Below are 11,919 nucleotides of genomic sequence, written 5' to 3' on the forward strand. Positions count from 1 at the left end.
CTGGACTGGCCCGAGGCCATCAAGCTCCAGCAGCGCAACTGGATCGGCCGCTCCGTTTCGCCGTCCGCCGTCCGGGGCGCCGCCGGCCGCACTCCGGCGACGCCCCGTCCCGCCGGTTCAGCTCGGGCGCTCGAAGTCCACCGAGCTGTAGGCGCGCAGCTTGGAGAGCCGGTGCACGGACTCGATCTGCCGGATGGTGCCCGACTTCGACCGCATCACCAGGGACTGCGTCGTGGCGGTCTCCGCCCGGTACCGCACCCCGCGCAGCAGGTCGCCGTCGGTGACGCCGGTGGCCACGAAGAAGACGTTGTCGCCCTTGACGAGGTCACCGGTCTCCAGGACCTTGTCGAGGTCGTGCCCGGCGTCCAGGGCGCGCTGCCGCTCCTCGTCGTCCTTGGGCCAGAGCTTGGCCTGAATCGTGCCGCCCAGGCAGCGCATGGCGCAGGCGGTGATGATGCCCTCGGGGGTGCCGCCGATACCGAGCAGCAGGTCGACGCCGGTGCCCTCGCGGGCGGCCATGATGGCACCCGCCACGTCGCCGTCGGCGATGAACTTGATGCGGGCGCCTGCCTCCCGCACCTCCCTGACCAGCCCCTCGTGGCGGGGGCGGTCCAGGATCACCACGGTGACGTCCTCGACGGAGGAGCGCTTGGCCTTGGCGATGCGCTTGATGTTCACGGCGACGGGCGCGGTGATGTCGACGAAGTCGGCCGCCTCGGGGCCGGTGGCGATCTTGTCCATGTAGTAGACCGCGGACGGGTCGAACATGGCACCGCGCTCGGCGACGGCCATGACCGACACCGCGTTGCTCATGCCCTTGGCGGTCAGCGTGGTGCCGTCGACCGGGTCCACGGCCACGTCGCACTCGGGGCCCGTCCCGTCGCCCACCCGCTCGCCGTTGTAGAGCATCGGGGCGTTGTCCTTCTCGCCCTCGCCGATGACGACGACACCGTCCATCGAGACCGTGTGGATCAGCGCGCGCATCGCCCTGACCGCCGCGCCGTCGGCGCCGTTCTTGTCGCCGCGCCCGACCCAGCGGCCGGAGGCCATGGCGCCGGCCTCGGTGACGCGGACGAGTTCGAGGGCGAGGTTGCGGTCGGGCGCCTCGGGGCTGACATCGAGGGGTTCGGGCAGATGGTGCTCGGTCATCGGGACGCACCTTTCTGTACGGCGACGGCCGTGAGTGAGGGTGGACGGGGACCTGTGTTCGGGGTACCCCGGGGCGTTCACAGTATCGACACCGCCCCACAATGAGCAGACCGCCCCACATACGAGCGGTTTTTCCGGCCTCGCCCGCCGTTCCCCCTGTCCCCTCAGGCACCCCCGTCTCCCCGGCTCGGCCCCGACACCTCCGGCAGGGCGCGGCGCCGCAGGTCACCGCCGTCCGCGCCGCGCCGGACGGGGCGGGGTCGGGCAGCGGAGCGGCATAGGGGACGATAGGGGCGTGGCAGGTAAGAAAGGCAGGCAGACGGTCCGCGACATGGTCCTGTCGTTGGCAGTGATCGGCGTGGCCGTCGCCGTCATGTACGCGTTCATCCCGCACGACGACAGCGCGAAGGCGGAACGCGCCGCCGTGCAGAGGGTCAGCTACCGCGTGGAGCTGGCAACGGCGCGCCGTGCCGCGCCGTACGCGGTGGCCGCCCCGGTGGGCCTGCCGCACGCGTGGCGGGCGACCTCGGTGTCCTACAAGGCGACGCCCGACGGCAAGGGCGGCGCCTGGCACCTGGGCTTCCTCGACCCGCACGACCAGTACGCGGCGGTGGAGCAGAGCGACGCCGAGCCGGCGGACTTCGTCCACGAGGTCACGCTGAACGCCCACCGGACCAAGGGCTCACAGCAGGTCGACGGCGACCGCTGGGTGCGCTACGAGGGGGCGAAGTACCGCGCCCTGGTGCGCGAGCAGCCCGGGGTCACCACCGTGCTCACCGGCACCGCCTCCTACTCCGAGCTCGGCCGGCTGGCGGGCGCCCTGCAGGCCAAGCGCGAGAAGGTCTGAGGTCTCGGTCCCGCCCCGGGTCAGCGGGTCCGCAGGACCGGCGGCCGTCGCGCGACCGGCCGGCCGGACCTGCCGGTCAGGCGCCCAGCGCCTGGGCCGGACCGCCGACCACGCCCGGGACGGACTGTGCGGCCACCCGGGCCCGCCGGCGGCGGCGGGAGAGCACCACCCGGCGCTCGGCCGCGGTCAGCCCGCCCCAGACACCGTAGGGCTCGGGCTGGACCAGGGCGTGTTCCCGGCACTCGATCATGACGGGGCAGCGGGCGCAGACCCGCTTTGCCGCCTCCTCCCGGGCCAGCCGGGCAGCCGTCGGCTCCTTGGAGGGGGCGAAGAAGAGTCCGGCCTCGTCCCGGCGGCACACCGCCTCCGCGTGCCAGGGGTCGCTCTCGTCGCGTGCGGTCAGGCGGCGGGGCGGTACGACGGCGGCGTCCTGGACGGGGTCATGCGAAAGCAGCACGGTCTACTCCTGACGACGGCTTCGGCAAAAGAAGTCACCCTGGCCCGTCTTACGTACGCACGGCGTCCTTCACCCCCCGCATGCCGTACGCGAGACGACGACCCAAGCCCTACCCGCCGGGCACCCGCTTAATGCACCGACCGCCGCCCCCGACTACCGTGCGGGCGACGGAGGTTGGGGTGCGAGGCCCTGACCTGCCGCCGCCGGGACAGCCACGCGCCTGCCGCCGGGGACGTGCGCGGAGGCCGGAGCGACCCGCCCGCACCGCCGCCGGCCCGGGGCAAGGCCGCGCACCGAGCCGGCCCGCACCGTCCGCAGAGCCCGCCGCTCAGCGCTCCCAGCGACCCCCCGCGCGGCGCCGCTCCCGCCGTTCGGCGTGGCGCTCGTGCCGCTCCGCGTGGCGCTCGGCGTGGCGCTCGTGCAGCTCGGCCCAGCGCTCGTAGCGCTCCTCCCGCCGCCGCTCCACCCGCTCGTGGACGTCCAGCGCGCGGTCCAGCAGGTCGTGGACCCACTTGCCGCGCTTGGGCTTGGCCTCCACGCTGCCGAGCACGGCGAAGCCGTTGACCACCACGACCGGGGCGTCCTCCTCCAGCGAGTCGTTGACGTCGACCTCGAAGGCGCCGAGCACCCCGGCACCCTGGCTGCGCAGGGTGACGTTCTCCGGCACCCGCACCTCGACACTGCCGAGTACGGAACGGCAGTTGATCACGATCTGCTGCTGGGTGAAGACCGCCTCGGTCAGGTCGATCTCCACCGAGCCGAAGACCGCGGTGGCGTTGATGACGCTGGGCGCCCGCCACCGGCCCTTGCGGGTGTTGGCGCTGAACACGGCGACGAGGTTCTGGGTCGTGACGGGCCCGGTGGGCGCGACCGGGCGGGCCGCGGCCTTGGGCGCGCCGGCGGCGACGTCCGGCAGGTCCCTGACCAGGGGCTGGAGTTCGCCGACGGTCTTGGAGCGGTAGAGCCGGTCGAGGCGCTCGGCGTGCTCCTCCGCGTCCAGCCGGCCCTGGGCCAGGGCCTCGCGCAGGATCTCCGCGACGCGGTCGCGGTCGGCGTCGGAGGCCCGCAGCTCGGCGGTGGGGGCGGGAGCGGTGGCCCGCTTGGTGAGGTCGACCGGCTGCGGGGCGCTGGAGGTGCGCGGAGATTCGTCCACGGCGGTAGCGTACCCAAACGCGATAGATCGCGAATAGAGGTGGCGGGGAATCCGGTCGCCACCCGCCGGCGGGGGCGGGTGAGCCTTACCTCACAGCCGCGCCCGGGCGCCGGGGTTCTACGCTGGTCACGCGCTGCCGCAGCCGCCAGCGAACATGCCGTCGAGTGAGGAATGGCCGCAATGTCCTTTGCCTATACCGATCTTCTGCCCGTGGGGGAGGACGCCACCCCGTACCGGCTGGTGACGTCGGAGGGTGTCAGCACCTTCGAGGCCGACGGGAGGACGTTCCTCAGGGTGGAGCCGGAGGCGCTGCGCAAGCTGGCCGAGGAGGCGATCCACGACATCCAGCACTACCTGCGCCCGGCCCACCTCGCCCAGCTCAGGAAGATCGTCGACGACCCGGAGGCCTCGGCCAACGACCGGTTCGTGGCGCTGGACCTGCTGAAGAACGCCAACATCGCGGCGGCCGGCGTGCTGCCGATGTGCCAGGACACCGGCACCGCCATCGTCATGGGCAAGCGCGGCCAGAACGTGCTGACCTCCGGCGGCGACGAGGAGGCCCTCAGCCGCGGTGTGTACGACGCCTACACCCGGCTGAACCTGCGGTACTCGCAGATGGCCCCGCTGACGATGTGGGAGGAGAAGAACACCGGCTCCAACCTGCCCGCGCAGATCGAGCTGTACGCGACCGACGGCGGCGCCTACAAGTTCCTCTTCATGGCCAAGGGCGGCGGCAGCGCCAACAAGTCCTTCCTCTACCAGGAGACCAAGGCCGTCCTCAACGAGGCGTCCATGATGAAGTTCCTGGAGGAGAAGATCCGCGGGCTGGGCACCGCCGCCTGCCCGCCGTACCACCTGGCCATCGTCGTCGGGGGCACCAGCGCCGAGTACGCCCTGAAGACCGCCAAGTACGCCTCGGCCCACTACCTGGACGAGCTGCCGACCGAAGGCTCCCCCACCGGCCACGGCTTCCGGGACGTGGAGCTGGAGGAGAAGGTCTTCGAGCTGACGCAGAAGATCGGCATCGGCGCCCAGTTCGGCGGCAAGTACTTCTGCCACGACGTGCGCGTGGTGCGCCTCCCCCGGCACGGCGCGTCCTGCCCGGTCGCCATCGCGGTCTCCTGCTCCGCGGACCGGCAGGCCGTCGCCAAGATCACGGCGGAGGGTGTCTTCCTGGAGCAGCTGGAGAGGGACCCGGCCCGCTTCCTGCCCGACACCACCGACGAGCAGCTCTCGCAGGAGGGCGACGTCGTCTCCGTCAACCTGAACCGGCCCATGGACGAGATCCTGGCCGAGCTGACGAAGTACCCCGTCAAGACGCGGCTCTCGCTCACCGGCCCGCTCGTGGTGGCCCGCGACATCGCCCACGCCAAGATCAAGGAGCGGCTGGACGCGGGCGAGGAGATGCCGCAGTACCTCAAGGACCACCCGGTCTACTACGCGGGCCCGGCCAAGACCCCCGAGGGGTACGCCTCCGGCTCGTTCGGGCCGACGACGGCGGGCCGCATGGACTCCTACGTCGCCCAGTTCCAGGCGGCCGGCGGCTCGAAGGTGATGCTGGCCAAGGGCAACCGCTCGCAGCAGGTCACCGACGCCTGCGCCGCGCACGGCGGCTTCTACCTGGGCTCCATCGGCGGCCCGGCCGCGCGCCTGGCGCAGGACTGCATCAAGAAGGTCGAGGTCCTGGAGTACGAGGAGCTCGGCATGGAGGCGGTCTGGCGGATCGAGGTCGAGGACTTCCCGGCGTTCGTCGTCGTCGACGACAAGGGCAACGACTTCTTCAAGGCGCCCGCCGAGCCCCCGACGGTCACCCACATCCCGGTGCGCCACGGGGCGTGAGCAGCCGCTGACGGCACGAGGGGCGGGGTCCACCGGGGCCCCGCCCCTCGGCCGTCCCGGCGCCCGGGCCGGCCGCGCCCCGCCCGGTGGCCGTGCACCGGCAACGCACCCGGCGGGACGGCACCCGGCGGACCGCGCGCAAGATCCCGGCCGGGGCGGGAAGGGGAATAGCGGGCAGCCGCACGCCGCTGACCCGCTTGGACGCCACCCGCGGAGGTACCGAAGAGATGACCAGCCAGGAGAACGCCGACCGAGCAGGCCGTGCCGGGGGCGCCGCCGGACCCGGCAGCGACGCGGAGTACCGCACCGAGCACGACTCGATGGGCGAGGTACGCGTCCCCGCCTGGGCGAAGTGGCGTGCGCAGACGCAGCGGGCGGTGGAGAACTTCCCCGTCTCCGGGCAGCGGCTGGAGCGGGCCCACATCCAGGCCCTGGCCCATATCAAGGGCGCCGCCGCGAAGGTCAACGCCGAGCTGGGCGTGGTGGACGCGGAGATCGCCGCCGCGGTGCGCGAGGCCGCCGCCGAGGTCGCCGAGGGGCGCTGGGACGACCACTTCCCGGTGGACGTCTTCCAGACCGGCTCGGGGACCTCCTCCAACATGAACACCAACGAGGTCATCGCCACGCTCGCCACCGAGCGGCTGGGCCGCGACGTCCACCCCAACGACCACGTCAACGCCAGCCAGTCCTCCAACGACGTCTTCCCCTCCTCGGTGCACGTCGCCGCGACCGCCGCCGTCACCGCCGACCTCGTCCCCGCCCTCGACCACCTCGCGGCCTCGCTGGAGCGCAAGGCCGAGGAGTTCGCCGAGGTGGTCAAGTCGGGCCGCACCCACCTCATGGACGCCACGCCCGTCACCCTGGGCCAGGAGTTCGGCGGCTACGCGGCGCAGGTCCGCTACGGCGTGGAGCGGCTGCGGGCGTCCCTGCCGCGACTGGCGGAGCTGCCGCTGGGCGGCACGGCAGTGGGCACCGGCATCAACACGCCGAAGGGCTTCGCCCCGGCCGTCATCGCCGAGGTCGCCCGCATGACGGGACTGCCGCTGACCGAGGCCCGCAACCACTTCGAGGCGCAGGGCGCCCGCGACGGCATCGTGGAGACCAGCGGGCAGCTGCGCACCGTCGCGGTGGGCCTCACGAAGATCGCCAACGACCTGCGCTGGATGTCCTCGGGGCCGCGCACCGGGCTGGCGGAGATCAACCTGCCCGACCTCCAGCCGGGCTCCTCGATTATGCCCGGCAAGGTCAACCCGGTGATCCCGGAGGCGGTGCTGATGGTGGCCGCGCAGGTCACCGGGAACGACGCGACCGTGGCGGCGGCGGGCGCGGCCGGCAACTTCGAGCTCAACGTCATGCTGCCGGTCATCGCCAAGAACCTGCTGGAGTCCGTCCGCCTGCTGGCAGCCGCCGCACGGTTGCTGGCGGACCGGACGGTGGACGGCATCACCGCCAACGTCGAACGGGCCCGCGAGTACGCCGAGTCCTCCCCCTCCGTCGTCACCCCCCTCAACCGCTACCTCGGCTACGAGGAGGCGGCGAAGGTCGCCAAGGCCTCCCTGCAACGCCGGCAGACCATCCGTCAGGTCGTCCTGGACGAGGGGTACGTGGAGCGCGGACTGCTGACCGAGGAACAGCTGGACGAGGCGCTGGACGTGCTGCGGATGACCCGCCCGTAGGGGAGGGAGGAACCGGCGGCCGGGCGCAGCGCCGGCGGGGCGGCGGTGCCGGGACCGGGCTGCGCGACCCCGGGGAGTGGTGGGGCCGACGACCTAGAATCCGTCCATGACAGCGGACACGGTGAGCACGACGGAGGGCGGCCCGGCGACCGGACGGTGGGCCACGGGTGACCGGATCCTGTGGCGGTACCGGGCCAACGGTGAACCAGCCGTGCACATCTGCCGTCCCGTCACCGTGGTCCGCGACTCCCCCGACCTGCTGGCGGTCTGGCTGGCGCCCGGCACCCCCTGCGTCAAGCCGGTGATGGCCGACGGCACCCCGCCCGCCCGCGAACCGCTGAGCAGCCGCTACACCCGGCCACGGCGGCTGGTGACGGACACCTGGTCGGGGACGGGCGTGCTGAAGCTGGCCAGGCCCGGCGAGCCCTGGTCGGTGTGGCTGTTCTGGGAGGCCGGCTGGGTCTTCAAGAACTGGTACGTGAACCTGGAGGAGCCGCACCGCCGCTGGGCGGGCGGGGTCGACTCCGAGGACCACTTCCTCGACATCTGCGTCTATCCGGACCGCAGTTGGCGGTGGGTCGACGAGGACGAGTTCGCCCAGGCCCGCCATGACGGCCTGATGCCGTCCGCGCTGGCAGCCGACGTCCTGGCCGCGGGGCGGGAGGCGGAGAGCCGGATCCGCTCCTGGGGATCGCCGTTCACCGACGGCTGGGAGGAGTGGCGGCCGGACCCCGCCTGGGAGGTGCCCGCGCTCCCGGCGGACTGGGACCGCCTGCCGCAGGCCCCGCACGGGCACTGACCGGAGCCGGGCGGGGAAGGCGGGTGGGAGGCCCCTCGGGCACGGGCCGCCGTCCACCACGACCTCCCCACCTTCATGACTTCCTCACCCAACGGGCTTGGTGGTGATCTAGGTTGACCGGTAGTCGGTTGCCGGCCGCCCACCCCCGCGGCCCGCTGCCGGCGGTCGTACCCAGCGCCGGGTGAAGCCCGTCGCCCCCGTCCGCACACCGAGGAGAGCGCATGAGCGGTCACCGCACGCCGGGTGCGAGCCCTCTTGCTGCGCCCCGGGGCTTCAAACGTAGGATCGCAATCCGCAAGACTGCACCAGCGCGAACAGCGGTGAACAGACGCAACTCCAGCAACGTCCGACGACACGCGTGCGAGAGCGCGGGAGGGGGTCACGGCGTGAGCGGCGCATGCCTCGGCTACGAGGGTTACGCAGCCCTGAGCCGCTTAGTGGTGGACAGGGTCGGCCAGGCGGAGGCGTTCGACGACATCGGCTCCCGCTACGAGTACGCCTACCCGCACAAGAAGGGCCAGCTCTCGGCCGGACAGTGGCTCTCGCACACACTGCCGGCCGGTTCCCGCGTCCTGGACGTGGGGTGCGGCACGGGCTTCCCCACCGCCCGCCAACTGGTCGACGCCGGCCTGGAGGTGGTGGGCGTGGACCTCTCGGCCACCATGGTCGCGCGGGCCCGGGAGAACGTGCCCGAGGCCGAGTTCCACCAACTCGACCTCGCCGACCTGCGGGACGGCCGACTCGGCCACTTCGACGCGGTGGCCGCCTTCTTCTCGTTGCTGATGCTGCCGCGCACCGAGATCCCGCACGCCCTGCGGATGCTGCACGGACATCTGCGCCCCGGCGGGCTGCTGGCGTTGGCACTGGTGGAGGCGGACGTGGACGACGTCCCGATCCCGTTCCTCGGCAACTCGATCCGGGTATCCGGATACCTGTGGGACGACCTGCGCCACGTCGTGTCCGACGCAGGTTTCGAGATCGTCGGGGAGGAGTCGCATGTCTATGCCCCGTCGAGCACGGAGCTGCCTCCCGAGATACAGCTCTACCTCCACCTGCGACGCGCATGAGACGGGCCCCCGGCGCGACGCCGCACGGCCCCGAACGGACGGAATCCCACGCGTGACGGAGCACCTCACCCCCCACGACGAGCGGTCGGCCCCGCAGCCCGCCGCGGCCCCGGCGTCCCCGCGTCCCGACGGGTGCGGCCCCGCGGCCCCCGGCTCCGGTCCGGCCGCGCCCGGGGCGCCCGCCGACTGCCCGCAACCCCACGTGGCGCGGACACCTCCGGCGCACCGCTCCGCCGCGGCGACCGGCGAGCCCCCTGCCGAGCCGCAGGCCGCCATCCCGCCGGCCGGGGCCGCCGGCCGCGCCCCGCAGCCCCGGACCCCGCAGCCCCGGACCCTGAGCTCCGGCTCGTCCGCCCGCGGCCCCCTGCCCGCCCCGGCGGCCGACCAGGCCCCGGCGGGCGCCGCCGTGGCCGACGGGCAGGCGGCCGGCGCCGCGTCGGGTACCGGTGCCCCCTCTCCCGTGGGCCGGGCCACCGCGCGGGCGCGGCGGGCCCGGCGCGCCGCCACCACCCGCCGGCCCGACCCGCAGGCCTCCCCCGCCGGACAGGCCGCCCGCCGGCGCGCCCCGCTCCCCCGTCCGCCCGCCACCGTGAGCGCCGCAGCGGACCTGCCGGCCGCCCTCCCCGCGACGTTCCGCGCCGCGGACGAGGACGACTCCGCCTTCCTCCTCCCGGGCGTGCCCGCCGGGGACTTCCTGCCCCGGCAGGGCCACGGCGGCGACGGCAGGGGGCCGCAGGCCGCGGCGACCGGCCGTGACGGGGCCCGGGCCGAGGGAACCGGCGGCCCGAAGCGGCGCCGGTCCGAGAGCCCGGGAGCCGCCGCCGGCACCGGCGAGGCGGCTGGCCGGTCCGGGGGCGGTGGGCATGCCCGCCCCGGCCACCACGCCTCCTACCCGGAGACCGCCCGCGGCCTTCCGGCCCCCCAGCAACCGTCGGACGCGGCCACCGCCCGTTCGGCCCACCCCACGCCCGGCGGCCCCGCGACACCGCCGCCGGGCGGCGACGTCCCAGGAGAGCCGGTGCGGGAGACGGGGGCGGCGATCGGCCGTCAGCCCAGTGGTGACCGCCTGCGGTTCGTGGGGGCGGCCACCCGCCGCATCGCCCGCGGCATCGACCTCGACGAGATCGTGCTCGGGCTGTGCCGCGCCACGGTGCCCACCTTCGCCGACGCGATCCTGGTCTACCTGCGGGACCCGCTCCCGGTCGGGGACGAGCAGCCCGTCGGCCCGGTGGTGCTGCGGCTGCGGCGGACCGACTCGATCCCCGAGGAGCTGGACACCGTCGGCGGCCGGCTGCCGATGGTGCCCGCGCAGCCGGGCCCGCCGGAGACGCTGGGCGGTGCCGCGGCGGAGCTGACGGAGGTGCGCACGGGCGGGCCGCTGGCCGAGGTGCTGCGCGGAGTGCGCCCCCTGCTGGGCGACGCGCCGGCGGCCGAGGCCGCGTTGCCGGAGCTGCTCGGCGTCCACACCGTCATCCCCGACGGGCGGCGGGTGGTGCTCGCGCCGCTGCGCGGCCGGCGTCGCGTCATCGGTGCCGCGGTCTTCCTGCGGCGTCCCGACCGGGCGCCGTTCGAGGCGGAGGACCAGCTGGTGGCCGCCCAGCTGGCCACGCACACCGCCCTGGGCGTGGACAAGGCGGTGCTCTACGGCCGCGAGGCGTACATCGCCGACGCCCTCCAGCGTTCGATGCTGCCCGACTCGCTGCCGCAGCCCACCGGCGTCCGGCTGGCCAGCCGCTACCTCCCGGCGGCGGAGACCGCGCGGGTGGGCGGCGACTGGTACGACGCGATCCCGCTGCCGGGCAGCCGGGTGGCGCTGGTGGTGGGCGACGTCATGGGCCACTCCATGACCTCGGCGGCGATCATGGGGCAGCTGCGCACCACCGCGCAGACCCTCGCCGGCCTGGACCTGCCGCCCCAGGAGGTGCTGCACCACCTCGACGAGCAGGCGCAGCGGCTGGGCAGCGACCGCATGGCGACGTGCGTCTACGCCGTCTACGACCCGGTGGCGCACCGCATCATGATCGCCAACGCGGGCCACCCGCCGCCCGTGATGCTCTACCGCGGCGGCCGGTCCGAGGTCCTGTCGGTGCCCGCGGGCGCCCCGATCGGTGTGGGCGGGGTGGACTTCGAGGCGGTCGAGCTGGACGCGCCCGCGGGGGCGACGCTCGTGCTCTACACCGACGGCCTGGTGGAGTCCCGGGTGCGCGACGTGTGGGCGGGCATCGAGCAGCTCCGCGAGCGTCTGGCGGAGACGGCCCGCCTGACCGGCAGCAACCCGCCGCCGCTGGAGCCGCTCTGCGACGAGGTGCTGGACATGCTCGGGCCGGGCGACCGGGATGACGACATCGCGTTGCTGGCCGCCCGCTTCGACGGCATCTCGCCCAGCGACGTCGCCTACTGGTACCTGGACCCCAAGGCCCAGACCGCCGGTCAGGCGCGGCGCCTGGCCCGCCGGGCGCTGGCCCGCTGGGACCTGACGGAGCTGACCGACCAGGTGGAGCTGCTGGTCAGCGAGGTCGTCACCAACGCGGTGCGGTACGCCGAGCGGCCCATCACGCTGCGGCTGCTCCGCACCGACGTGCTGCGCTGCGAGGTCGGCGACGACGTGCCGCAACTGCCGCGGCTGCGCCAGGCCCGGCCCTCGGACGAGGGCGGTCGCGGCCTGTACCTGGTCAACCGGATGGCCCGGCGCTGGGGCGCCACCCGGCTGAGCACCGGCAAGGTGGTCTGGTTCGAGCTGTCCATGCCTCCCGCGGCGCGCCGCTGAGGCCCGGCCTCCCCGGGGCGCCCGCTGAGGCCCCGGGGGGCGGACGAACGGAAGGCCCCCGCAGGCGTCTGGCGGTTTCTAGGGATCGTCGCAACACATGATCGGTTGTGTCAGACGGCGAGCAGTTTATGCAGGCGCTCGGCTGGGGTTTCCCAGCCGAGCGTT

At 74.1% G+C, this 11,919-nt stretch carries 9 protein-coding genes; 6 read left to right on the plus strand and 3 right to left on the minus strand.

Annotated features, from left to right (window positions below; translation table 11 throughout):
- Positions 1-117 precede the first annotated feature (117 nt).
- Complete coding sequence (gene glpX, locus ACFV3R_RS33920) at positions 118-1,149, minus strand: class II fructose-bisphosphatase (protein WP_385591231.1); 1,032 nt, start codon at positions 1,147-1,149, stop codon at positions 118-120.
- A 295-nt stretch (positions 1,150-1,444) separates the two neighbouring features.
- Here glpX and ACFV3R_RS33925 point away from each other — a divergent pair, with 295 nt between their 5' ends.
- Complete coding sequence (locus ACFV3R_RS33925) at positions 1,445-1,996, plus strand: DUF4245 domain-containing protein (RefSeq protein ID WP_385591233.1); 552 nt, start codon at positions 1,445-1,447, stop codon at positions 1,994-1,996.
- Between the two features lie 76 nt (positions 1,997-2,072).
- Here ACFV3R_RS33925 and ACFV3R_RS33930 read toward each other — a convergent pair whose 3' ends face one another.
- The gene (locus ACFV3R_RS33930) at positions 2,073-2,453 is read right to left on the minus strand and encodes a WhiB family transcriptional regulator (RefSeq protein WP_385591235.1); all 381 of its coding nucleotides are present in this window, start codon (positions 2,451-2,453) and stop codon (positions 2,073-2,075) included.
- 328 nt (positions 2,454-2,781) lie between these two features.
- Entirely contained in the window at positions 2,782-3,606 is an 825-nt protein-coding gene (locus ACFV3R_RS33935; protein ID WP_385591237.1) for a DUF1707 domain-containing protein, read from the minus strand.
- 171 nt (positions 3,607-3,777) lie between these two features.
- On the opposite strand from ACFV3R_RS33935, the gene ACFV3R_RS33940 reads away from it, so the two are divergent.
- The 5 genes from ACFV3R_RS33940 (at position 3,778) to ACFV3R_RS33960 (ending at position 11,754) form a co-directional block, all read left to right on the plus strand.
- Complete coding sequence (locus ACFV3R_RS33940) at positions 3,778-5,445, plus strand: fumarate hydratase (RefSeq protein ID WP_385591240.1); 1,668 nt, start codon at positions 3,778-3,780, stop codon at positions 5,443-5,445.
- 227 nt (positions 5,446-5,672) lie between these two features.
- On the plus strand, positions 5,673-7,121 hold the full coding sequence (locus ACFV3R_RS33945) for a class II fumarate hydratase (RefSeq protein WP_385591242.1): 1,449 nt from the start codon (positions 5,673-5,675) through the stop codon (positions 7,119-7,121).
- A 106-nt stretch (positions 7,122-7,227) separates the two neighbouring features.
- Positions 7,228-7,920 (plus strand): DUF402 domain-containing protein, encoded by a 693-nt coding sequence (locus ACFV3R_RS33950; protein ID WP_385591245.1) that lies wholly within the window; start codon positions 7,228-7,230, stop codon positions 7,918-7,920.
- 386 nt (positions 7,921-8,306) lie between these two features.
- Entirely contained in the window at positions 8,307-8,987 is a 681-nt protein-coding gene (locus ACFV3R_RS33955) for a class I SAM-dependent methyltransferase (protein WP_385591247.1), read from the plus strand.
- Between the two features lie 52 nt (positions 8,988-9,039).
- On the plus strand, positions 9,040-11,754 hold the full coding sequence (locus ACFV3R_RS33960) for a SpoIIE family protein phosphatase (RefSeq protein ID WP_385591250.1): 2,715 nt from the start codon (positions 9,040-9,042) through the stop codon (positions 11,752-11,754).
- Positions 11,755-11,919: the final 165 nt, after the last annotated feature.

Origin of the sequence: Streptomyces sp. NPDC059740, from assembly GCF_042733155.1 — a bacterium.
Lineage (GTDB): Bacteria > Actinomycetota > Actinomycetes > Streptomycetales > Streptomycetaceae > Streptomyces.

What these genes read in the sequence shown, in the direction of transcription:
- glpX (WP_385591231.1), bottom strand. Translation starts at nt 1,149, where the DNA reads ATGACCGAGCACCATCTGCCCGAACCCCTCGATGTCAGCCCCGAGGCG.
- ACFV3R_RS33940 (WP_385591240.1), top strand. Translation starts at nt 3,778, where the DNA reads ATGGCCGCAATGTCCTTTGCCTATACCGATCTTCTGCCCGTGGGGGAG.
- ACFV3R_RS33945 (WP_385591242.1), top strand. Translation starts at nt 5,673, where the DNA reads ATGACCAGCCAGGAGAACGCCGACCGAGCAGGCCGTGCCGGGGGCGCC.
- ACFV3R_RS33950 (WP_385591245.1), top strand. Translation starts at nt 7,228, where the DNA reads ATGACAGCGGACACGGTGAGCACGACGGAGGGCGGCCCGGCGACCGGA.